This is a genomic window from uncultured Streptococcus sp. (assembly GCF_963516575.1).
Classification (GTDB): Bacteria; Bacillota; Bacilli; order Lactobacillales; family Streptococcaceae; genus Streptococcus.
The window spans coordinates 1-20,545 of sequence record NZ_CAUQCP010000039.1 but is presented as its reverse complement, the minus strand read 5'-3'; the positions used below and the strand labels follow the sequence as shown (position 1 = coordinate 20,545).

Here is a 20,545-nt window from a genome sequence, read left to right as displayed (position 1 = left end):
ATATCTACGGCAAGGCGACGTTGACGTGGTTTGAAGAGATTTTCGAAGAGTATTAAAAGAAAAAGGACTAGATTTCTCTAGCCTTTCATTTCTAATTAGAATTTTTTACGTTTACGAGCTGCTTCTGATTTACGTTTACGTTTTACAGAAGGTTTTTCATAGAATTCACGTTTGCGTGTTTCTTGAAGAGTACCAGCTTTAGTAACCGCACGTTTGAAACGACGAAGTGCGTCGTCAAGAGATTCATTCTTACGTACTACTGTTTTAGACATTTTTTTCACTCCCTTCAAGTTCAAGATCTATTCTATTTTACACGTAAAAGGAATAATTGTCAAGAAAAAACTGCCATAAACTTATATTATCTTCAATTTTAATCTTGTTAAAATTGATTAACATTTATAGATGGAAATGATATAATAGTGGCACATATTGATTAGCAAAAATTAGTATTATTTAGAAGTGAGTCTATAACATGAAAAGAATCATAAAAATTTACCCTGTGGTCAGTATTTTAGTTGTAATTTGTTTATTGCTAGGAATTCTTACTACCTTTTGGGGAAGTGTAATGTATGACTTATTTGCATTTCATTCAAAGCCAATTTATTGTTGGCAATACTTTAGTGGTACATTTATGCATGGAAGTAAAGAAGCACCAGTATGGTTTATATGGTTTCATTTAGTTTTAAATACTTTAATGTTACTTCCTTTTGGTGGGCTATTGGAGTATAAAAGGGGATCAAAATATGTATTTTTAGTTTTTATTACTTCTATGGTAATATCTTCAATTGTATTCCATCTATTAACACAGAATCAAAACATTCAAGCATCGGGTATCTCTGCTATTGGCTATGCTTTTGTAACGGGTGGGGTGATGAGTATGTTTAGTATATGGAAAAATTTCAATTTAGGATTAAAACTATTTTATATCCTTCTAATCGTTCTATCTCTCACCATGCTTCTACCAAGTATAACAGGCTGGATTTCAACCTTTCTTCACATGTCAGGAATTGCCAGTTATATCATGGTTTCCAGCATCAACAACTATCGACTGTCTTAATAAAAATCGTATAGTATCATAAAAAATAGTCAATACGATTATATCAAAGTTTACAGACATTTAAGAATTTTCTATTGGATGCCTTTTTATATGAAATATCGAAAACTGTTATGGTGATTTACAGAAAAATTTCTTTTAGCAGGATAGTGAACATTTGAAGTAAAAAACCACTCACTCCAAAGAGCAAGTGGTTCTTGTAATTTTTATTTTTCAAGTAAGCTAAGCGCTTCAGCATCTGCGATGATGGTCACATCTGGATGATTTTGCAAGCTACTTGCTGGTAGATTCTCAGTTACTGGTCCAGACACTGTTCCGGCAATGGCTTCTGCTTTTGATGCACCGTAAGCAAAAAGAATAATAGACTTAGCATCCAAGATGTTTTTAATCCCCATTGAAATGGCTTGGGTTGGAACGTCTTCAATCTTGTCAAAGAAGCGCGCATTAGCTTCGATAGTAGACTGATCAAGTTCGACTAGATGCGTTTGACTGTCAAATGGAGTACCAGGTTCATTAAATCCGATATGTCCATTGCGACCGATTCCCAAGATTTGGAGGTCAACAGGATGGTCAGCCAAAATTTGGTTGTAGCGTTCAACTTCAGCTTCAGCATTGTCCTTAACCCCACGAGGCAAGAAACTTTCTTTAAATGGTTTTTGGTTAAACAAGTTTTCTTGCATGAAGTAACGATAAGACTGTGGGTTGTCCCCATCAAGCCCTACATACTCATCAAGGTTGACACTGGTTAGATTTGAAAAATCAAGGTCACTCTCAACAATTTCCTTGTAAAATTCAAGTGGGCTACTTCCTGTCGCAAGTCCTAGGGTTTGAGCGCCGTTGGCTAATTTTTCCTTCAAAATCTCAAAAGCAACTTTTCCACCTTCGATTTGGTTTTCAACTTTAATAACTTTCATCTTTTTATCCTCCGTTTCAATCTATATTTATTATATGGTATAGACCAATTTTTGTCAAGTGAAAACGATTTAATTTCTAAAAAAAGAGCGACTATACTTGAAACATGTTATAATGGATAGGATTAGAACTTAGAAAGAATGAACAGATATATGAATACAGCTGATTTTGATTTCCACTTACCCGAGGAATTAATTGCCCAAACGCCCCTTGAAAAACGGGATGCTTCTAAACTCCTCATTGTAAACCGTGAGACTGGAAAAATGCAGGATAAACACTTCCACTCTATTATTGATATGCTGGAACCTGGCGACGCCCTTGTCATGAACGACACCCGAGTTCTCCCTGCCCGCCTCTATGGTCAAAAGGAAGAAACTGGAGGTCATGTGGAACTTCTCCTGCTCAAAAACACTGCTGGCGATGAGTGGGAAGTTCTGGCTAAACCTGCCAAACGCCTCAAGGTCGGTACTCGTGTCAGCTTTGGTGATGGCCGTCTCAGCGCTGTCGTTACGGAAGAATTGACCCACGGGGGCCGTATTGTCCGCTTTGAATACCAAGGAATTTTCCTAGAAGTCTTGGAAAGTCTAGGTGAAATGCCTCTGCCACCTTATATCCACGAAAAATTGGATGACCGTGAACGTTATCAAACCGTCTACGCCAAGGAAAGTGGCTCTGCAGCAGCACCTACTGCTGGTCTTCACTTCACCAAAGAACTGCTAGCAGAAATCCAAGCTAAGGGTGTCCATCTGGTCTATCTGACTCTCCATGTCGGACTCGGAACCTTTAGACCCGTTTCAGTTGACAATTTGGACGAACACGAAATGCACTCAGAATTCTACCAGCTTTCTGAGGAAGCGGCTGCAACCCTTCGCTCTGTCAAAGAAAATGGTGGTCGTGTCATCGCTATCGGAACCACTTCTATCCGCACCTTGGAGACCATTGGTTCCAAGTTTGATGGGCAAATCCAAGCAGATTCTGGCTGGACCAATATCTTTATCAAACCTGGCTATGAATGGAAGGTTGTTGATGCCTTCTCAACTAACTTCCACCTGCCAAAATCAACTCTGGTCATGCTGGTTTCTGCATTTGCAGGTCGCGAATTAGTATTAGATGCCTACCACCATGCCATCCAAGAACACTACCGCTTCTTTAGTTTTGGCGATGCCATGTTTATCTATTAATTTCATAATGAAAAAACGCATATTATCAGGCAAAATCCTTTGGTGCTCTAAGCTTTTCTAATGATAGAACAAGGTCGCAAAAAAGTCTGAAAAACTCTCAGAATCGCCGTCTCAGCACCAAAAATGCGTAAAAATTGCATGAAAAAACGAAAATTCGAGGTCTGCATACAAAAAATCGGAGGTGTTAGCCTCCAATTTGTCCTATTTATTTTTTATTGTTTTTTTTATTGTAGAGCAGACCCAAGCGAATGAACATAGGTTGTAAAAAGCAAATGAAAAAATTGCGAGGATGATAGCTCCTGTATCTAAATAACCTCTTTCAAGACCGTTTTTCAACAACAACAAGCCTGTAGTTTCGATAACGATCAAATATAAAAATATATAAAAAATTTTCGCATTAAGCATATTGTTACCGCTTTCTTTTTATTTGGTTTTATTGTATAATAAAAGTTGAAAAAAATCAAAAATACAAAGGAGTTTCCGTTATGTCTAAGATGTCTAAATGCATGTGTTTGCTAGCTATGTCTGTTTTCTGTATGTCTAGCATTTCCCCGTCGCTTGTTGTTTTTGCTGATGATAGCTTATCGGCAAACTCTAAAGTTGTATCTGGTGAGACTCAGTTTAAGAATGGCTCATCAGTGCGGTTCGGAGATACGCAAGTAAATATTTTAAGTGATGAAGTTCTTGAGGTGGTCAATCCAGATGGAAGTGTAGACACTATTGAACAACGTGCTGATGGTGTCTATATCAATGGGTCATTTTATATGGATTATCAAAAGAATGAAATCGACCTAAATATATCTTTTAGATCATACGATCCTAATGTTTGGAATTACGTCAACACAATACATGGGAATAAACTAGCCAACACATTCGCTAACTTCATGATTCAATCTGGAATATCCGCGTTTTTTGCTCTTATAGGTTCTATGGTGGGTGGCCCATGGGGTGGCATAATTAGTGGAGCATATATTGGTACGCAAGCTTATGAGAGTTACTTGGAGTCACAAAGCCCATATCCATACTACATAACAAATACTTATATCCATGTTGCTCAAAGAAAATGGAAGTTTATCACTGGATACTATAGAAACTCAGATTATACTGGGTATGTAAAAACCGAAACAACCTACGTGAATTTCTAAAATATAAACCCTGCCTAGATATAAAGGCAGGGTTTATATTTTAGTTAATTGCTCAAGTAATTTGTAAGCATAATACTTGCGAAACTCTATTTGTTCAAGCGGTTCAAAAGCTCTTGTTTTTTATCCTCAAGCTCAGCTCTCCTTTGCTCGATTTCTTCACGTTTTTGGGCGATTTCTGCTTGCGCCTCGGGAGTTTCCAAAGTGCCTTGTGACTTGTGAAATTCTACTAGCATATCAACGATTTTTGGGTCTAATTCGTTGACATAATCAGGATTTGACCATTTCGGCACGTTTGCTTTTTGCCGCCTTTTTTGGGCGTTTTGGCTTGTTGTTCAGCTTTCTGACTGTAGTTGACCTCGTGGAATTTTCATATTATGCGTTTTGTTATGGATAAAAAATGAATTAATTTATTCTAAAGCTCGGATCTTTCAAACTCTGCACACTGGCATTAATCACCGCGCCGACAATCAAAATCTTAGCAATGAGAATAAACCAGAACATCATGACCACCACGACGACGGAACTGAAAAAACGCACGTCCACTAGGTGATTGACATAATTGTTGACATAGACTGAAAAGATATTAAGTAGTAAGACCAGAGTCAGCATGACAAAGGCACTACCTGGCAACACATAGCGAATTCGTCGGACCGTAACATTAGGCAGGAAATAATAAAGCATGACCAAGATAGCAAAAATCAAGGCATAGACCAAGGGGCCTGTTAGGTCTTGCAGATAATCAAAGAGAGGACTATCCGATTTCCAGTAGCTCTTGATAAGGTTGAGAAGCATGCGGCCAAAAACACTCAAAAACAGAGCTGAGGCGAAGAGAATCTGCAAGCCAAAACTGACAAACAAACTCATGAGCTGACTAGAAATCATTCCACGATTTTTAGCTACTCCGTAAGCTTTATTGAAGGCTTTCTGTAGGAAATTCATTGATTTTGAAAAGGTCCAGAGGGCTGACAAAACCGCAAAACTCAATAAGCCCGTTGACGGTTGGGTCAGCACTTCTGTAATAATCTTTGCGACCACATCATACATGGTTTCTGGCAAAAATTCATTGACAACCTTTAAAAAATTAGAAACTGGAATCTGAAAATAAGGGAGGATATTGACCACCACCAAAAGCAGGGGGAAAATCGAAATCAACCAATAATAGGCCACTGCGACACTGGTCAACTCACTATCTGATGCTTGATAATAATTCAAAAAGGCTTTTAATAAAGGCTTGTCTATCAGCTCTTTCCACCACTTCTTCATGTCACACTCCTCCACTTACAATCTTATACTCAATGAAAATCAAAGAGCAAACTAGGAAGCTAGCCGCAGGTTGCTCAAAACACTGTTTTGAGGTTGCAGATAGAGCTGACGTGGTTTGAAGAGATTTTCGAAGAGTATTAACTAATTTCTTCTTACCAATTCCATCATGTCATAAGGCAAGGTATTGGCTGCTTCCTTTAAGGAATAATTTTCTAAATTGTTGACATTTTGCCGCAATTTCTTAGCGTATTTTGTTGTAATCAATCTTTTTTCTTCATACTCAAAGATTAATTTTCTTTCTAGATAATATCCTCTCAGCATTTCATCGATATTATTGGGCTTGACACGGTTGATAACCCGTTCGACAAAGGCTCCACTGGTGATAATAGCTGTTTCTCGGAGACGAGAATCCTGCATGAAACTGATTAAAGAACTCTTATAAACCCCTTTAAGGTTCTCCAGACTTTCGATAATCATCTCTGTATTTTCTAGATAGAGCTCTGCAATTTGGTCATAGTCAAGGGCTCTGAGTTTCTGTGATTCTGCATTTTTCCAACTACGGAAGGTCTTGCCTAAGGTAAAGACCTCATGAAGGAGAAAACGTAAAATCCGCAAGGAAACAAGGAAATAATAGGTCAATCGTGAAGCAAACTTGCGATTGATACTTTGTTCCATGTTTTTCAAATAACGTTGGTAAACTCGATAGGCACGCTCACTCATCTTGTCTTCTTCGTAAGCCTGTTCCAAACCATCACTTTCAATACTGAGGATGAGAAGTTTCAAGGCCTCCCAGTCCTCTTGTTCACCCTTATTTTCTTGACTCAGGATAAGATTCTCTATTCGTCCATGGTAATTGTCAATGGCTGCATAGAGAGGGAGCTTATTCTTATGAGTTTCAAGTTCTTTTTCTAACTCCGAAGTAACCTCATTCAAAATGGCGATATGCATAAGATAATCCTTGCTTTCTTCCTGTTCATCCGAAAGATGGGGCAGGATCAAGAGACCTGTTAAAAAACTTACAAGCGTCACACCTGCAACAAGGAAAAGCAAGAGAGGATACTCCTGCTCTAGATTACTTGGTATCAAAAGAATCGTAGCAATCGACACCGTTCCCTTAACACCTGAGAAGGTCAAGAGAAGCATGTCCTTCATATACTTATTTAACTTTTTCTTGAGACGTCTAGTCCTATAGGCATAATAGCCATAAATCATGACAAAACGAATAGCAAAGAGGAGAAAGGTAAGGGCTATAAGAGATACCAATAACAGTAAGGGATTATAGATTGGATTGGTCAAGATAGGCTCTGCTATCATTTCTAGCTCCATCCCTAAAATCACAAAGACAGAACCGTTGAGCATAAAGTTCACTGTGTGCCAAACCGTCTCGGTAACCGTATCCACTTGGGCTTCGAGGAGCGTAATTTTCTTAAAACGGCTTGCCTTTAAAATCCCAGCAACTACAACGGCAATAATCCCTGAAACGTGGACTTCTTCTGCCAGGAAGAAGGTTACCAAGGGCAAACTCAATTCCAGAAGGAGCTCACTAGCAATATCCGTTGCTCTCACACTTAGCAAGAAGCTATGGAGGAAACGGTTGGTCATGGCTGTTAAAAAGCCAATCAAAAAACCGCCTAGGATTGAAAAGATGAGCGAACTACTCGCTTGCCCAAGGGAAAAGGCTCCCGTTGTCCAAGCTGTCAAAGCTACCTGAAAGGCAACCAAACCAGATGCATCATTCAAGAGTCCTTCACCCTTAAGGATATTGGACACGCGCTTAGGAAAGCTAAAACGCTCCGAAAGAGAAGCAAAAGCCACCAAGTCCGTAGGACCAAGAGCTGCCCCAACAGCCAAGCAAGCCGCTAAGGGAAGACTGAGCCAAAGAAGATGGGCCAAGCCACCCAAACTCAGGGTCGAGATGAAAATTACTGGAAATATGAGGTAGACAATGATTCGCCAGTGTTTTAAAATAGCTGTAATGTCCGCTTCTTCCGACTCTCGAAAAAGCAAGGGCCCGATAACCAGGGCCAAAAACAACTCTGTATTGAGATGAAAGTCGGTATTGGGTAAAAAGAGACCAATCACGATTCCCAAAAGAATCTGCACCAAAGGGAGAGGTAAAAAGGGCAGGAGCTTATTGGTGGTACTTGAGACAATCAAAACCAGTAAAAATAGGATGAGGTAAATCAGTAATTCCACGCACGTCCTCCTTAATCTTTTTTACAACAGGATTCAAATATCTCCTTCTGCTCTTTGATTTTTTGGTCAATCTTGGAACAATCTTTATGCTCAATTTTTCTCTGACACCGTTCCATTTCGAGAGCAACTAATTTTTTCTTGATTTTAAGCATTTTTTTGCTCATATGCGCTTGGTCAAGCACACCCACCGCTCGTTCGTGGTGGGTTGATTCAACAAAATTCTGGCGCATGGCATCCAGCTTTTCACGTAGGTATTGTTTATCCATGTCTATATCTCTCTAATTTTTCAATCATTACTAAAAATGGCGGGTTATTAACTTGGTTCAGGGTTCGGTAAATGGCAGCTGTGTACTCTTGTTGGTTCAACCGGCTAACAAAATCCAAGACAGCATCCCTCTCAAGGTCTCCTCCTTCATGACCATAGTAGATCATAATGGCAATCCGTCCACCTTTGACAAGTAAGCCACACAGCTTTTCTAAGGCTTCAATAGTTGTCTGAGGCTTGGTAATGACGGATTTATCAGCTGACGGTAAATAGCCCAGATTAAAAATCCCTGCCTTGGCTTCTGTCACAAACTGGTCCAGAGTCTCATGGCCTTGCAAGATTAACTGGGCATTTATCATTCCAGCCTGGTCCAAACGCTCTTGGGTCTTTTCCAAGGCTTGCTCCTGAATATCAAAGGCATAGACTTTCTTGGCTAGTTTGGCTAAAAAAAGCGTGTCATGACCATTTCCCATGGTCGCATCCACTACGATATCGTCCTGAGTTACAACCTCAGCCAAAAAATCATGTGCCATTTCAAGTGGTCTTTTCATTTTCAAACTCCTGTTTTACAGCCTTACATCCTTGCACACTTCCACGACGTCGCATTTCAATTTCAATAGCATTTAGCACTTCCCATTTATTGAGGCTCCACATAGGACCAATCAGCATATCTCTAGGTGCATCTCCCGTGATTCGGTGGATGACAATATGTTTGGGAATAATTTCCAGTTGGTCACAGATAACCTTAACATACTCATCCTGACTCATTAGTTGCAAACGCCCCTCGTGGTAATCCCGCTGCATACGCGTATTGGTCATGAGGTGAAGCAAATGCAGTTTAATTCCTTGAATATCATTATCCGTTACACAGCGACGGACATTTTCAAGCATCATCTCATGGGTTTCACCAGGCAAACCATTGATCAGATGGGAAACAATCTCAATCTTGGGATACTTTCTCAAACGCTTGACCGTTTCCACGTACAATTCATAAGAGTGGGCACGGTTAATCAGGTCAGAGGTTGTTTCATAAGTGGTCTGCAAGCCCAATTCAACTGTTACATGCATGCGCTCCGATAACTCAGCCAAATATTCGATGGTTTCATCTGGCAAACAGTCTGGTCTTGTTCCAATATTGATTCCTACTACACCTGGCTCATTGATAGCCTGCTCATAGCGCTCTCGAATGACTTCCACCTTTTCATGGGTGTTGGTAAAATTTTGAAAATAAACCAGATACTTCTGAACATCTGGCCACTTGCGGTGCATAAAGTCAATTTCCTTATAAAATTGCTCACGGATAGGCGCGTCTGGTGCTACGATAGCATCTCCAGAACCTGAAACCGTACAAAAAGTACATCCTCCATGAGCTACAGTTCCATCACGATTGGGACAGTCAAATCCCGCATCAATAGGGACTTTAAAGGTCTTTTCTCCAAAGAGTTTTCGATAATAATCATTCAAGGTATTATAAGATTTCATAACCTTCATTATAACAAAAAACACCCACAATCTCAAAAGCCTGACTTTCCTATAAATTCCTCTGTTTCTCGTTCCCAATAGCCATTTTTTATGATACAATATGGATATGATTTTAATGAAATTAGCCTCTATTTTATTATTGATACTGACTCTAGTAGTCTGCATTATCATAACCAAACTTTTTAGATTAAAAAAACTAGGACGAAACTTTGCGGATTTGGCTTTTCCAGTTTTGGTATTTGAGTATTACTTGATTACAGCTAAAACCTTTACCCATAATTTTCTTCCTAGACTGGGCCTAGCCCTCTCACTTCTAGCCATTATCCTCGTTTTTTTCTTCCTTTTGAAAAAACGTAGCTTCTACTATCCTAAATTCATCAAATTCTTCTGGCGTGCAGGGTTCTTATTGACTCTTGTCATGTATATCGAGATGATTGTTGAATTGATGGCTCAGAAATAAAAAAATGAAATCAAAAACACCTCAATCAAACTAAAATACAGTGGTTGAAGTGTTTTTTCTTTATATCTTTTTTTATAATTCTTATACTCAATGAAAATCAAAAAGCAAACTAGGAAGATAGCCTCAAACAGTACTTGAGTACGGCAAGGTGAAGCTGACGTGGTTTGAAGAGATTTTCGAAGAGTATTATTTTCCTTCTTTATCAGGAAAGAGATAACCAATACCTACACAAGCCAGCACACCTGCTCCAATCACCAAGCCACTTGAAATTGGCAAAAGGTCCAAAATTGCATTTGCGATGATAAAGGAAATAATTAAACACATCAGACTAGCCTTGTAATTCTTTTTCAAAAGATTCTCTAGAGTGAAAAAGAGGAACAAGCCTATCGGAATCAGTGACCAGAGGTTGACATCTAAACTTGGCCAGCCAACAGAACCAAAATACACTACTGTCGCTGCTGCTACTAAAAATACAATCCCCAATAACTTTTTCATTTCTTTATCTCCAATTTCTTTTTTAGGAACTTGACTTATCTGATAGTGACGCCTCCTGTTCCTTACAAAAATCATTATAACAGAGGTCATTTTCAAGAACAAGGTCTTTTGTCTATCTGGTCGCTATATCGGTCTAAGTGGTTGAATAGTTAAGATAAAAGAAAAGAAGCCTAATGAGCTTCTTCACTTTGTCGATTGCAGGGATTGAACCTGTGACCTAGGCTTTACGAGTGCCTTGCTCTACCAACTGAGCTAAATCGGCGATTACCCTTACAGTATAGCACTCTGAGAATGGATGTCAAGGAATTTTCATCTCTATTAGAAAAAGCCTGTCCTAAGACAAGGCTTTGATAGTATTCAACTTAAGAACCCGCACTTTCGTAGGCCTCTAAGCCCCTATCCCAAAGTTTAAGGGAAATGACAAAGAAAGCCAGGGAAATCAACATCAAACCTCCTATGTTAAAGAAGACATCCTTGTCCTGCAAGAAATAGCTGGCAGGATAGTAGGCCGTAAAGGCAAAGGGCACGATAAAACTAATCAACCACCGAAGAAGAGAATTGTAAATGGAAATCGGGTACTTGGCAAAATCATTGAACATATAGAAAATATAAATCATGGCTCCTGACTGCTTGGTCCAAAAAGCGATACTAGCTGTCGCGATTTTCAAGGAAGTATAAATCAAGGTAGCAAAAGGAATACAAACTAGGAAAAGCAGGAATTTTGGAAGAGTCCAATCAATGCTGGTCACTGTTGTCCCCAGTAGGATACCACCGACCAAGAGTTCGCCCAAGGCATCAATCTGAAAGGTCTCAACTAAGATGTGAAAGAGGGGATTGATTGGACGCGTCAGGTACTTATCAAATTCTCCTTTTCGTACTAGGCGTTGCCCTAGCGCCCAGAGATTGTCAAAAAAGAGGTGGTCCAAGCCCTTGGGAATCAAGGAAAAGCCATAGATAAAGGCAATCTCTTGAAAGGTCCAACCTTCTAGGGATGGAATATGTTGAAAGATGACATTAAGAAACAAGAGGTTCAAGCCTTGGGTCAGGAAAACACCTAACACACCAACCACAAAATCCACCTTGTATTCCATGATTTGCTTGATGTATTGTCTGATAAAAATCAGATGCATGCGTTGATATTTTTTCATACTAACCTCCCTGAATGGTGATAAATGACTGGACTCGTTTCCAAATCAACTGAGACAAGCCCACCATCACTAAGAGCCAGAAAAACTGGAGTAAAAGCGCCTGAAGAATCTGACTGGCATCGTATTTCCCAACAATAATCATGACTGGGGTATAAATCAAGGATGAAAAAGGTAAGAAGGACAGAATATCTGCAACAACCTTTGGAAAGAAAGCCAAGGGAATCAAACTTCCAGACATAAAGGCCACTATGGAAGTCTTTAGTAGATTGGAACCCCAAAGATTTTTAAACACAAAGGCAGAAAAACCAAAACAGATATTAAAGAAAAAGTTAATCAGATAGGCGATCGTTAAGCTAAAGAGATAAAGGACAGTTAATCCCAGCACTTCTGCAATCCCTTGCCCAGATAAGATTTTCATCAAAACAATGACACTTAAAAATGGAAGGCCAACGCTGATAAAAATCAACCACTTGGAACCAAGCTCGGTGAAGAGATAAGAAGCCGCAAAATGCACTGGTCTCAACAAACGCATGATGATAGAGCCATCCTTGACCTCCTCCCCAATCATGAAGGAAGAATCTGACTTGGTCAACAGATTGGTCACAAAACTCATGATGATGTAGAGGGTGATATCTGCCATGCTGAAGCCCTGAATCAAGGACTCCTGCGAGGAATCAAAGACAGCCTTCCATAGATAAAAAGCAACAAAAGCGCCCATGACATCGCCAATCCGATAGAGAATAAAGTTGACTCGATAGGTAATCAATTCCTGAACACCTGCATTGATAAAGGGTTTATAACGTCTCCACAATTTGACCATCTTAGAGCTCCTTTCGGTAGAAGCGACGGATAATGTCCTCGATATCCGTATCCACCATCTTCAAATCGCGGATTTCAAAATCAGACAAGGTTTGCTTGATAATATCAGCTGACTGGTAGCGAGAACTATCAAATTCAATGTTGAGACTATTCCCCTGTCTATCAATAGTCATATCCGAAAAGCCTTCATAGTGAGAAACGAGATGACTTTGACCTGGTAGCAGTTCAAAAGAAAGAGTCTTCATCTTTCCAAAGGTCTCCTTGAGTTGGCTAACCGTTCCATCAAAAATCTCCTGCCCCTTGTCTATCATAAAAATCCGATCACAGAGTTGCTCAATATCACTCAAGTCGTGAGTGGTCAAGAGAATCGTGGTCTCTTCCTCTTGATTGATCTGAGTAATAGCCCGACGAATGTTATCCTTGACCGAAACGTCCAAACCAATGGTCGGCTCATCTAAAAAAAGAACCTTGGGATTGTGAAGCAAGGAAGCTGCAATGTCCGCCCGCATGCGCTGTCCCAGTGAAAGAGTTCGCACGGGGTCCTTGATAAAGTCCTTCAAATCCAAGACTTCATTCAAAAAATCCATGCGCTTATGAAAGAGCGAGTCTGGTACATCATAAATCTCCTTTAAAACCGTGTAGGTCTCTTGCAGTGCCAAATCCCACCATAGCTGGGTACGTTGTCCAAAAACAACCCCAATATCCTTGACATAATCTTGGCGATTATCCTGCGGAATCTTGCCATTAATCCGACAAAAACCAGATGTCGGTTTTAAAATCCCTGTCAGCATTTTGATGGTGGTTGACTTCCCAGCACCATTAGCCCCTATAAAGCCTAAAATTTGTCCCTTTGGGACCTCAAAGGTCAAATCCTTGACCGCTTCAAAGGTCTGCTTTTCAGGATGAATAAAGGAGCGCAAAGCCCCCTTCAAGCCTGGTTCCTTAACAGTCTTCACAAAATTTTTCTGAAGATGCTCCACTTCTATCATTGCCATATCTATCTCCCTATCGCAAGGAATAGCAACATTGTATTTTTAACTACAAATATTCTAAATCCTTACTTTCTATACCTTCTACATTTTATTACTACACAAGACTTTATACCAACCTATTATAGTCCAATAAAAAATAGAATGCAAGCGTTTGCCTAAAGTTTATGAAATTGAAAATTTTTCTCTTAAAGTGGGACTTTTATACTCAATGAAAATCAAAGAGCAAACTAGGAAGTTAGCCGCAGGTTGCTCAAAACACTGCTTTGAGGTTGTAGATGAAACTGACGAAGTCAGCTCAAAACACTGTTTTGAGGTTGTGGATAGAACTGACGAAGTCAGTAACCATACCTACGGTAAGGCGACGCTGACGCGGTTCGAAGAGTATTAGTCCAAAATTCTGGCTTAATAGTCTCCTTAAAACACCAAAAAACCTGCCAAAAGGGCAGGCTGGTGGATAAATAAACTAAAATTGTATCTAATGTAGTAGTCAAAGCTCACAAAAATCTAAAAACCTAAACGTTCTTGATCCCAATTCCCATACTCATCATACCCAAAACCATCAGGATCCATCGCATCAATCCCACATTGTTCTAGAAAACGAAAGCAGTCTTTGCAATAGTAAACTCCATCAGTATGATCACTACCATCCCAATTAAGCTCTCTCTTAGTGAACTCTCCACCACATTCTTCGCACGTATATAATTTTGACATATAATTACCTCTCTTTGTCCTTTTTAAATTATGTTTCAATCAAATATAGAGTGTAAAACTACAAGTTATTCTCTTTACGGAATTCCTCTTTTTCTATTTCTGTTCCTCCTCTTACAAAAGTATTTTCGCCTAGATGATATAAATGTACACAAGGAGATTTTCTTTCATCAGGATAAATATGATTAATAGCTTGTTCTTCTTGTAGCAGTTCAGAAAAGGTTGAATCATCTGATGTTTGGATTCGCTCTGTATCTTCCAAATCATTAGTCCATTTTTGATTAAGAGCATTTTTATTAGTCAACAAACTTATAGAAACCAATGTAATTATAGAAATAAGTTCAGGATGTTTTTCTACAAAATTTAGACACTTCTTCCCAGCTTTATGTATATTATTACCTGCAGATTTTGATATTCTTTTTGTTCGGTTTAATACGATTTGTGCTCGTGTTTCGATTCTTTCCATATTAATTTTCATTATTTTTCCCTTGTTTCGATTTCATCTTACTTTTATTGAATTAACTACAATATATGAATTAATTAATCCAATTTTGTATTTTTTGTTCAGTATTTTTGCACATTCTAAGACACTTAAGTCTCCAGATTCTATGAAATTTATTTCTTGACCTCTATTACTTATCAAAAAGTCTGTAAACTTTTTAGCCATTACGCTCTTTCTAATCAATAGAAAGGTAGAAAAAGAAATTAATAATAAAATAAACAATAATTGAATATCCATAAAAACACACCTCTTAATTTTTTTAAAATAGTTTTACTATAATTATCTAAATTAAATTCTACTTCTCCTCTTATTTAGTTAAATATAGTATAGTACAATATTTTTAAATTGTCAATTATTTTATACAAATATTTTATTTTTGTCAATGTAAACTATTTTATCGTAGACAACTATTTAAATTATATTTTATTTTTGTTATAATAGAAATAGAAAATTATAGGTAAGAAGATATGTTAAAAGAAAAATATCCATCAACTGAAGATACAAGATTAATTCTACAAAATAACTTAAAAGCTATTAGGCTGATTTTAAATTGGACAAGTTTAGATCTAGGCAATCTTATAGGAGTTACTAAACAAACCATCAGTAATCTTGAAAATCAAAATAATAGATTAACGAAACTCCACTATATTGCATTACGTACCGTAATAGATTTTGAAATTGAAAATTTAAAAACGACAGATCAAGACAGAGCTAACAGAGCAGAGTTGTTGCTAAATTTTTTTGATGAATCAGAAAAATATGCAGCATCTGAGAACAAATCTATAGATTTAGAGCAAATTAGTGAAGTATCTTCATTAATTGCTGCTTCATCTACTGTAAAACTTGCTGCTAAAATTATGGGCCCACTTGCAGCAATAATTGGTGCTCCAGTTGTTGCAGCCTTAATGAACTCAAAAGACAAGAAATAATATTTATTTCGTAAAATTAAAACAATAAGCAAAAGACGAACAATTATTTTATCGTTTTTCGCTTATTTTTATTTGTACGATAATAACGTTCGTTTAACCAAACAAAACAAAAAACCCACCCAATGGGCAGGTTTCATCTGTACTGTTCAGCTAGATTAAGCTTTACCTTCTGAACCGAATACGTCGATACGTTCTTCAACTGATGCTTGGATAGCTTTTACACCGTCAGCCAAGAATTTACGTGGGTCGAAGAGTTTTTTCTTGTCGTATTCTGCTTCGTTTGCTTCGTAGTCACGAGCAAATTTACGAGTTGCGTTAGCGAATGCGATTTGGCATTCAGTGTTAACGTTAACTTTCGCAACACCAAGTTTGATAGCTGCTTGGATTTGCTCATCAGGAATACCTGATCCACCGTGCAATACGATTGGGAATCCAGGAAGAGCTTCTGTCAATTTTTGCAAGTGATCAAGGTCAAGACCTTCCCAGTTTGCTGGGTAAGGACCATGGATGTTACCGATACCAGCTGCCAAGAAGTCGATACCAGTTGCAACCATTGCTTTAGCGTCTTCGATTGGAGCCAATTCACCTTTACCGATGATTCCGTCTTCTTCACCACCGATAGTACCAACTTCAGCTTCTACTGAGATACCTTTAGCGTGTGCTTTTTCAACAACTTCTTTAGCCAATTTAAGGTTTTCTTCAACTGGAAGGTGTGAACCATCAAACATGATTGAAGTGTAACCAACTTCGATACACTCAAGTGCATCTTCGTAGTGACCGTGGTCAAGGTGGATAGCTACTGGTACAGTGATACCCATTGATTCAACAAGGTTAGCGATCAAGTTGCGAGCAACTTTGTAACCACCCATGTATTTAGCAGCACCCATTGAAGTTTGGATCAAAACTGGAGCTTTTTTAGCTTCTGCTGCACGCAAGATAGCTTGAGTCCACTCAAGGTTGTTTGTGTTAAATCCACCAACTGCATAACCGTTGTCACGAGCTGCTTGGACAAATTTTTCTGCTGAAACGATTGCCATTTTATCAGGCCTCCTGTATATTTTTATGGGTCATCCCATTTACATTGTTCATTTTATCACTTTTTGACAAAAAAATCTAGTTTTTCCCGTAGTTTCGATTGAATTTCTTCTAACTTCATCTATGTAAACCCTTTCTCTCCCTAGTCTTTGCCAACTTTTGGAAAAACTATGAAGAAGGTTAAACAATTCTCTTTCATTTCAAAACGATAGGGTAATTTTTCATGTTCTAACAAACTCTTAACCACAAAGAGCCCCATCCCAGACCCCTTGGCCTTGCGACTAGCATTGTCAGAAAAAGACTGGGCTAGTTTTTCTTGTTCTTCTGGACTACAGCTATTTTCTATAAAAAGTTCCCCTTCTCTTTCTCCAATACGAACTAAGCCACCTGGAACAGAGTGCTTAATGGCATTGCTAATGAGGTTAGAAAGAATTAATTTCATGACAGATGGATTTAGATAGACCTGCTGACGGCTCAAGCTATTGTCTATCTGGAGTTCTCTTTCCTTGGCTAGTAAGGCATAATCCTTAACCAGACTTTGCGTCATCTGGTGTAGGTCAATTTGTTCCCTATCATCTCGTAATTCCTGCACAGAAGAGAGAGAAAGTATCTGGAGAACGTGGTGATTGAGCTCATCCACAATTCCTAAGGCAACTCCCAGATAGTGGTCTCTATCCTTATAGCGACCGATATTTTCTTTCATATTTTCGATCAGGATTTTCAAACTAGCCAGCGGTGTTTTCAATTCATGAGAAGCCCCTCGTAGGAATTCGACCTTCATCTTTTCCAACTGGAGAATAGCTTCATTCTTGTCATGCAAGTCCGCAATGACAGTCAAAAGATGCTGGTAGAGGCTATTGATTTGTTCCTTGAGATCCCCAATCTCATCCTTAGAATCCACGCGCAATCGCACTTGGGCATCCAGTTCCATCATTCTACGAGTTACGCGCTTGATTTCCAAGATTGGAGCAACAATGGTCCGAGCATAGATATAGGCTACCAAAAGTGAAATCAGAAAGGATGCCAGCAAGGTATAGGGAAGAAATTGGAGACTAATCTGCTCCGCTTCCTTTTGCAGGTCCATGGATGCTAGAAACTGGAGAGTCATGCTACCACCGGCTTGCGTTTTCACCTCACGCTCCTCGATAAAGAGGGAGGTGGTCTGGCGGTCCGTGTCCAGAGGAAAACCTTCCTTGACTTCTAACTTGTCCTCGGTCATCTCTCCCTTGACTGCTCCCTTGATATCACTGGTCTGGGAATACAAGTCTAACACTTGCTCGATACTCTGCCTATCTTTCCCTTCTAGGGACTGAGCAATGGCTGTCGCTTTCTGGCCAATGGTTTCCTGACGGTGGCTCAGATAAGTCGAGGGAAAGAGAAAATAAATGGCTAAATGGAGACAGACGACTAGAATACTAAAAATCGAGAATGTATAGATAAATATCTTTGTAAATAAACCTGTTCGTTTCATTTTCGCTCCAATTTATAACCAACATTGCGCACAGTGAGGATGCAGTCCAAGTCTAGCTTTTTCCGCAATTCCTTGATATAGACATCGATGACACGGTCAAAGGGGATCTCATCTGTCGCTTTCCAAACGGCATCAATTATCTGAGATCGGGTCAAGGCCCTTCCTTCATTTTTCACCAAGTAGTCAAGGATTTCTAACTCTTTGGCATTGATAGCCACTTCTTGACCTGCGAGGCTGGCACTGTAGCTCTCAAAGTCCACCTTGGCATCCTTATAGGAGAAGATTCGTCCTGTATCATAGTAGCGCTTGAAAATCGCGTCTATCCTCACTTTTAAGAGGGACAGAGAAAAAGGCTTTTCCAGATAGCCATCTGCCAGAGATGCAAAAGCACTCATCTTGTATTCCTCATCCTGAAAGGCAGTCAGCATCAAGACAGGAACCTGGCTGGTTTTACGAATCTCAGCTAGGACTTCTAGGCCGTTGATCTTGGGCATCTGAATATCCAGTAAAACCAAGGCTACTTCATAGCTGGAAAATTTTTCTAAGGCTTCTTGCCCATCTGCAGCCTCAATGGTTTCATAACCACAATCCGTCAAATAATCACTGATCCCCTCACGGATCATCTCTTCATCTTCTACAATTAAAATTTTCATACTTTAACTGCTCTCTATTTTTTTATTTTTCTTATACTCAATGAAAATCAAAAAGCAAACTAGGAAGCTAGCCGCAGGTTGCTCAAAGCACAGCTTTGAGGTTGCAGATAAAGCTGACGTGGTTTGAAGAGATTTTCGAAGAGTATTATAATAAATACCTACTCTATTTATTATAGTCTCTTATTGGCCTTTTGTCTTTAAGAAACTTGTTACTAGATAAAACAAAGAGAGCTTATTGCTCTCTCTGCTCACATTTCACTCCCTATGGAAATGAACGTTATTTGGTTACTTTTGAAAATGTTACAACGTAGTTATAATCTTTCCCATTAGATTGATAGACATAGTCCTCTTTGAAAGTGTAGCCACGTTTGCTCAACTCTTCTTTCTTAGCTTCAACTTGGTTCTTAACTGCTACTTTCACCTCTTCATTTGTTGAACCTTCCGCGATTTCAAGAGGAGTTCCATTGATATCTCCCAGAAAACCTGCAATATCTTTCATTTTATCAAAGTTATAAAATACATTTACTTTGACCTTTTGAGGAGCTGGCTGTTCTAGACTTCTACGATTTCTGCTAGCGCGCGGTTGAACTGCTGGAGCCATTCTGAACCCTGAAGTTCCTGTAGCCTCCTTAGTGAATGTAACGACGTAATTATAATTTTTCACAGTAGTATCTTGTTCAAAAATAATATCATTTTTTACATAATACCCTCTAGTAGCTAGGTCTTTTATCTTGGCTTGAATTTTTTCTTTTACTAATTCTTTTGCCTGTTCTTCATTAGTTCCAGCAGGAATCATGACAGTGTTATTTTCTCCTGGGTCAGATAGGAAACCATGAATATCTGGCATTCCAGCGAAGTTATAGCTAATATTTACAGTGCCATCTGGTTCTGATGTTGAACGTGCTACTCTTCTTGCTCTTGCTTGAACTGATGGAGCATTTCTAAAACTTGAAGTTCCCGTTGTAGTTCCTGTTGAAGCTGGTTGTGTTGGAGATGCTGTTGAAGTGGATCTTTCTTCAGTAGCAGGCTGTGTTGGGCTGGTTGCCGTAGCTTCACCTGAACCATGACCTATTACCGTACTTCCATTGTCAATAGTAGTACCTTCATTACGGCCATTTGTTAAATTATCTTTGTTATAGTTTGGTGTTGGTAATTCTTCACCTGGAACATCAATTTCATCAATTTTACTTTGATACTCAGCTGTAGCATCTACAGCAACATCGTGATCTTTAGCATTATCTATTGCTTTTAATGCTGCATCTTTTAATTCATTTAATTTTTCTTTTAATTTTGTTTTTTCTGCTTCATCTTTAACTTTTTCAATTTCACTAAGTTTTGAAGAGGCAATTTTTTCAATAATATCTTTTCCATCTTTTTTTGCTTCCTCAAGTTTTTCATCTTTAGGTGCTACTTCAGTTGGATTTGCTACTTTCGGTATTGTTGCAGTTGGTTCGTCTGCTTTCGGATCAGCTGTTGCTACTGGCGCCTCTACTTTTGGTGTTGAAGACGCTGGCTCCTCTGATTTTGGCATTGTTGCCACTGGTTCTTCTGCTTTTGGTGTTGTTCCTGATGCTGGTTCTTCCGCCTTCGGTGTTGTCGCTGCTGGTTCTTCCGCCTTCGGTGTTGTCGCTGCTGGTTCTTCCGTTTTTGGTTCAGTTCCTGCTGGCTCTTCCGCTTTCGGCGTTGTTGCCGCTGGTTCCTCCACTTTTGGTGCTGGAGACGTTGATTCCTCCACTTTTGGTGCTGGAGACGTTGGCTCTTCTACTTTTGGTGCCGGAGCCGCTGGTTCCTCTACTTTTGATGCTGGTGTTGCTGGCTCGTCTGATTTTGGCATT

General features: G+C 39.1%; 25 protein-coding genes and 1 pseudogene. 6 read left to right on the top strand and 20 right to left on the bottom strand.

Translation table 11 applies throughout. The annotated features are described in order from the left end of the window. Nucleotides 1-95 precede the first annotated feature (95 nt). A complete protein-coding gene (gene rpsU, locus RWM06_RS07600) occupies nucleotides 96-272 on the bottom strand; it encodes a 30S ribosomal protein S21 (RefSeq protein ID WP_000048054.1) in 177 nt (58 codons plus the stop codon). Between the two features lie 200 nt (nucleotides 273-472). Here rpsU and RWM06_RS07595 point away from each other — a divergent pair, with 200 nt between their 5' ends. Further along, complete coding sequence (locus RWM06_RS07595; protein WP_313970686.1) at nucleotides 473-1,057, top strand: rhomboid family intramembrane serine protease; 585 nt, start codon at nucleotides 473-475, stop codon at nucleotides 1,055-1,057. Between the two features lie 203 nt (nucleotides 1,058-1,260). On the opposite strand, the gene RWM06_RS07590 is transcribed toward RWM06_RS07595, so the two are convergent. Next, nucleotides 1,261-1,968 (bottom strand): glucosamine-6-phosphate deaminase, encoded by a 708-nt coding sequence (locus RWM06_RS07590; RefSeq protein ID WP_313970685.1) that lies wholly within the window; start codon nucleotides 1,966-1,968, stop codon nucleotides 1,261-1,263. Nucleotides 1,969-2,118: 150 nt separating this feature from the next. Between RWM06_RS07590 and queA the strand changes: the two genes are divergently transcribed. Further along, complete coding sequence (gene queA / locus RWM06_RS07585; RefSeq protein WP_313970688.1) at nucleotides 2,119-3,147, top strand: tRNA preQ1(34) S-adenosylmethionine ribosyltransferase-isomerase QueA; 1,029 nt, start codon at nucleotides 2,119-2,121, stop codon at nucleotides 3,145-3,147. Between the two features lie 201 nt (nucleotides 3,148-3,348). On the opposite strand, the gene RWM06_RS07580 is transcribed toward queA, so the two are convergent. Further along, nucleotides 3,349-3,552 carry a hypothetical protein gene (locus RWM06_RS07580; RefSeq protein ID WP_313969794.1) on the bottom strand — a complete coding sequence of 68 codons (204 nt, stop codon included), beginning with the start codon at nucleotides 3,550-3,552 and terminating at the stop codon, nucleotides 3,349-3,351. A gap of 131 nt (nucleotides 3,553-3,683) precedes the next feature. On the opposite strand from RWM06_RS07580, the gene RWM06_RS07575 reads away from it, so the two are divergent. After that, nucleotides 3,684-4,292: a hypothetical protein gene (locus RWM06_RS07575; protein ID WP_313970687.1), complete on the top strand. Its 609-nt coding sequence runs from the start codon at nucleotides 3,684-3,686 to the stop codon at nucleotides 4,290-4,292. Nucleotides 4,293-4,378: 86 nt separating this feature from the next. Here the strand turns inward: RWM06_RS07575 and RWM06_RS07570 are convergent, their stop codons facing one another. The 6 genes from RWM06_RS07570 to RWM06_RS07545 all read right to left on the bottom strand — a co-directional run bounded on the left by RWM06_RS07570 (nucleotide 4,379) and on the right by RWM06_RS07545 (nucleotide 9,507). Continuing rightward, nucleotides 4,379-4,582, bottom strand: coding sequence for a hypothetical protein (locus RWM06_RS07570; RefSeq protein ID WP_001127305.1), 204 nt, complete (start codon nucleotides 4,580-4,582; stop codon nucleotides 4,379-4,381). Nucleotides 4,583-4,694: 112 nt separating this feature from the next. After that, entirely contained in the window at nucleotides 4,695-5,555 is an 861-nt protein-coding gene (locus tag RWM06_RS07565; RefSeq protein WP_313970684.1) for a YihY/virulence factor BrkB family protein, read from the bottom strand. A gap of 141 nt (nucleotides 5,556-5,696) precedes the next feature. Further along, nucleotides 5,697-7,751 carry a sodium:proton antiporter gene (locus RWM06_RS07560; protein WP_313970683.1) on the bottom strand — a complete coding sequence of 685 codons (2,055 nt, stop codon included), beginning with the start codon at nucleotides 7,749-7,751 and terminating at the stop codon, nucleotides 5,697-5,699. An 11-nt stretch (nucleotides 7,752-7,762) separates the two neighbouring features. Next, on the bottom strand, nucleotides 7,763-8,017 hold the full coding sequence (locus RWM06_RS07555; RefSeq protein WP_000361085.1) for a hypothetical protein: 255 nt from the start codon (nucleotides 8,015-8,017) through the stop codon (nucleotides 7,763-7,765). Then, nucleotides 8,010-8,567, bottom strand: a complete 558-nt coding sequence (locus RWM06_RS07550) for a class I SAM-dependent methyltransferase (protein ID WP_313970682.1) — start codon at nucleotides 8,565-8,567, stop codon at nucleotides 8,010-8,012. The genes RWM06_RS07555 and RWM06_RS07550 overlap by 8 nt, the downstream gene beginning before the upstream one ends. Then, nucleotides 8,551-9,507, bottom strand: coding sequence for a TIGR01212 family radical SAM protein (locus RWM06_RS07545; protein WP_313970681.1), 957 nt, complete (start codon nucleotides 9,505-9,507; stop codon nucleotides 8,551-8,553). Before RWM06_RS07545 ends, RWM06_RS07550 begins: the two co-directional genes overlap by 17 nt. Nucleotides 9,508-9,598: 91 nt before the next feature. On the opposite strand from RWM06_RS07545, the gene RWM06_RS07540 reads away from it, so the two are divergent. After that, nucleotides 9,599-9,958: a DUF3397 family protein gene (locus RWM06_RS07540; RefSeq protein ID WP_012972478.1), complete on the top strand. Its 360-nt coding sequence runs from the start codon at nucleotides 9,599-9,601 to the stop codon at nucleotides 9,956-9,958. A gap of 186 nt (nucleotides 9,959-10,144) precedes the next feature. Here the strand turns inward: RWM06_RS07540 and RWM06_RS07535 are convergent, their stop codons facing one another. The 4 genes from RWM06_RS07535 to RWM06_RS07520 all read right to left on the bottom strand — a co-directional run bounded on the left by RWM06_RS07535 (nucleotide 10,145) and on the right by RWM06_RS07520 (nucleotide 13,415). After that, nucleotides 10,145-10,453 (bottom strand): hypothetical protein, encoded by a 309-nt coding sequence (locus tag RWM06_RS07535; protein WP_313970680.1) that lies wholly within the window; start codon nucleotides 10,451-10,453, stop codon nucleotides 10,145-10,147. Nucleotides 10,454-10,815: 362 nt separating this feature from the next. Next, nucleotides 10,816-11,601, bottom strand: coding sequence for an ABC transporter permease (locus tag RWM06_RS07530; RefSeq protein WP_313970679.1), 786 nt, complete (start codon nucleotides 11,599-11,601; stop codon nucleotides 10,816-10,818). 1 nt (nucleotide 11,602) lies between these two features. Next, nucleotides 11,603-12,421, bottom strand: a complete 819-nt coding sequence (locus tag RWM06_RS07525) for an ABC-2 family transporter protein (RefSeq protein ID WP_313970678.1) — start codon at nucleotides 12,419-12,421, stop codon at nucleotides 11,603-11,605. Between the two features lies 1 nt (nucleotide 12,422). Continuing rightward, nucleotides 12,423-13,415: an ATP-binding cassette domain-containing protein gene (locus tag RWM06_RS07520; RefSeq protein ID WP_001240792.1), complete on the bottom strand. Its 993-nt coding sequence runs from the start codon at nucleotides 13,413-13,415 to the stop codon at nucleotides 12,423-12,425. Between the two features lie 205 nt (nucleotides 13,416-13,620). Here RWM06_RS07520 and RWM06_RS07515 point away from each other — a divergent pair, with 205 nt between their 5' ends. Then, on the top strand, nucleotides 13,621-13,800 hold the full coding sequence (locus RWM06_RS07515; RefSeq protein WP_313970677.1) for a hypothetical protein: 180 nt from the start codon (nucleotides 13,621-13,623) through the stop codon (nucleotides 13,798-13,800). Between the two features lie 116 nt (nucleotides 13,801-13,916). On the opposite strand, the gene RWM06_RS07510 is transcribed toward RWM06_RS07515, so the two are convergent. From RWM06_RS07510 to RWM06_RS07500, 3 genes are read right to left on the bottom strand one after another with little or no spacing between them, the layout of a single operon-like run. Continuing rightward, complete coding sequence (locus tag RWM06_RS07510) at nucleotides 13,917-14,123, bottom strand: hypothetical protein (RefSeq protein ID WP_313970676.1); 207 nt, start codon at nucleotides 14,121-14,123, stop codon at nucleotides 13,917-13,919. A 58-nt stretch (nucleotides 14,124-14,181) separates the two neighbouring features. Then, nucleotides 14,182-14,598: a hypothetical protein gene (locus RWM06_RS07505; protein ID WP_313970675.1), complete on the bottom strand. Its 417-nt coding sequence runs from the start codon at nucleotides 14,596-14,598 to the stop codon at nucleotides 14,182-14,184. 21 nt (nucleotides 14,599-14,619) lie between these two features. After that, nucleotides 14,620-14,859: a hypothetical protein gene (locus tag RWM06_RS07500; protein WP_313970674.1), complete on the bottom strand. Its 240-nt coding sequence runs from the start codon at nucleotides 14,857-14,859 to the stop codon at nucleotides 14,620-14,622. 230 nt (nucleotides 14,860-15,089) lie between these two features. Here RWM06_RS07500 and RWM06_RS07495 point away from each other — a divergent pair, with 230 nt between their 5' ends. Next, a complete protein-coding gene (locus tag RWM06_RS07495) occupies nucleotides 15,090-15,551 on the top strand; it encodes a transcriptional regulator (RefSeq protein ID WP_313970673.1) in 462 nt (153 codons plus the stop codon). 155 nt (nucleotides 15,552-15,706) lie between these two features. On the opposite strand, the gene RWM06_RS07490 is transcribed toward RWM06_RS07495, so the two are convergent. The 4 genes and pseudogenes from RWM06_RS07490 to RWM06_RS07475 all read right to left on the bottom strand — a co-directional run. Next, a complete protein-coding gene (locus RWM06_RS07490) occupies nucleotides 15,707-16,588 on the bottom strand; it encodes a class II fructose-bisphosphate aldolase (protein WP_001018999.1) in 882 nt (293 codons plus the stop codon). 140 nt (nucleotides 16,589-16,728) lie between these two features. Beyond that, nucleotides 16,729-18,057 (bottom strand): sensor histidine kinase VncS, encoded by a 1,329-nt coding sequence (gene vncS / locus RWM06_RS07485; RefSeq protein WP_313970672.1) that lies wholly within the window; start codon nucleotides 18,055-18,057, stop codon nucleotides 16,729-16,731. After that, nucleotides 18,054-18,710, bottom strand: coding sequence for a response regulator transcription factor VncR (gene vncR, locus RWM06_RS07480; protein ID WP_313970671.1), 657 nt, complete (start codon nucleotides 18,708-18,710; stop codon nucleotides 18,054-18,056). The genes vncS and vncR overlap by 4 nt, the downstream gene beginning before the upstream one ends. A gap of 277 nt (nucleotides 18,711-18,987) precedes the next feature. Beyond that, nucleotides 18,988-20,545, bottom strand: a pseudogene (locus RWM06_RS07475) (hypothetical protein); the annotation flags it as partial.

Excerpts from the sequence above, each read along its gene's own strand:
- rpsU (WP_000048054.1), bottom strand. The coding sequence starts at position 272 with ATGTCTAAAACAGTAGTACGTAAGAATGAATCTCTTGACGACGCACTT.
- RWM06_RS07595 (WP_313970686.1), top strand. The coding sequence starts at position 473 with ATGAAAAGAATCATAAAAATTTACCCTGTGGTCAGTATTTTAGTTGTA.
- RWM06_RS07590 (WP_313970685.1), bottom strand. The coding sequence starts at position 1,968 with ATGAAAGTTATTAAAGTTGAAAACCAAATCGAAGGTGGAAAAGTTGCT.
- queA (WP_313970688.1), top strand. The coding sequence starts at position 2,119 with ATGAATACAGCTGATTTTGATTTCCACTTACCCGAGGAATTAATTGCC.
- RWM06_RS07580 (WP_313969794.1), bottom strand. The coding sequence starts at position 3,552 with ATGCTTAATGCGAAAATTTTTTATATATTTTTATATTTGATCGTTATC.
- RWM06_RS07575 (WP_313970687.1), top strand. The coding sequence starts at position 3,684 with ATGTCTAGCATTTCCCCGTCGCTTGTTGTTTTTGCTGATGATAGCTTA.
- RWM06_RS07565 (WP_313970684.1), bottom strand. The coding sequence starts at position 5,555 with ATGAAGAAGTGGTGGAAAGAGCTGATAGACAAGCCTTTATTAAAAGCC.
- RWM06_RS07555 (WP_000361085.1), bottom strand. The coding sequence starts at position 8,017 with ATGGATAAACAATACCTACGTGAAAAGCTGGATGCCATGCGCCAGAAT.
- RWM06_RS07550 (WP_313970682.1), bottom strand. The coding sequence starts at position 8,567 with ATGAAAAGACCACTTGAAATGGCACATGATTTTTTGGCTGAGGTTGTA.
- RWM06_RS07545 (WP_313970681.1), bottom strand. The coding sequence starts at position 9,507 with ATGAAGGTTATGAAATCTTATAATACCTTGAATGATTATTATCGAAAA.
- RWM06_RS07540 (WP_012972478.1), top strand. The coding sequence starts at position 9,599 with ATGGATATGATTTTAATGAAATTAGCCTCTATTTTATTATTGATACTG.
- RWM06_RS07535 (WP_313970680.1), bottom strand. The coding sequence starts at position 10,453 with ATGAAAAAGTTATTGGGGATTGTATTTTTAGTAGCAGCAGCGACAGTA.
- RWM06_RS07530 (WP_313970679.1), bottom strand. The coding sequence starts at position 11,601 with ATGAAAAAATATCAACGCATGCATCTGATTTTTATCAGACAATACATC.
- RWM06_RS07525 (WP_313970678.1), bottom strand. The coding sequence starts at position 12,421 with ATGGTCAAATTGTGGAGACGTTATAAACCCTTTATCAATGCAGGTGTT.
- RWM06_RS07520 (WP_001240792.1), bottom strand. The coding sequence starts at position 13,415 with ATGGCAATGATAGAAGTGGAGCATCTTCAGAAAAATTTTGTGAAGACT.
- RWM06_RS07515 (WP_313970677.1), top strand. The coding sequence starts at position 13,621 with ATGAAAATCAAAGAGCAAACTAGGAAGTTAGCCGCAGGTTGCTCAAAA.
- RWM06_RS07510 (WP_313970676.1), bottom strand. The coding sequence starts at position 14,123 with ATGTCAAAATTATATACGTGCGAAGAATGTGGTGGAGAGTTCACTAAG.
- RWM06_RS07505 (WP_313970675.1), bottom strand. The coding sequence starts at position 14,598 with ATGAAAATTAATATGGAAAGAATCGAAACACGAGCACAAATCGTATTA.
- RWM06_RS07500 (WP_313970674.1), bottom strand. The coding sequence starts at position 14,859 with ATGGATATTCAATTATTGTTTATTTTATTATTAATTTCTTTTTCTACC.
- RWM06_RS07495 (WP_313970673.1), top strand. The coding sequence starts at position 15,090 with ATGTTAAAAGAAAAATATCCATCAACTGAAGATACAAGATTAATTCTA.
- RWM06_RS07490 (WP_001018999.1), bottom strand. The coding sequence starts at position 16,588 with ATGGCAATCGTTTCAGCAGAAAAATTTGTCCAAGCAGCTCGTGACAAC.
- vncS (WP_313970672.1), bottom strand. The coding sequence starts at position 18,057 with ATGAAACGAACAGGTTTATTTACAAAGATATTTATCTATACATTCTCG.
- vncR (WP_313970671.1), bottom strand. The coding sequence starts at position 18,710 with ATGAAAATTTTAATTGTAGAAGATGAAGAGATGATCCGTGAGGGGATC.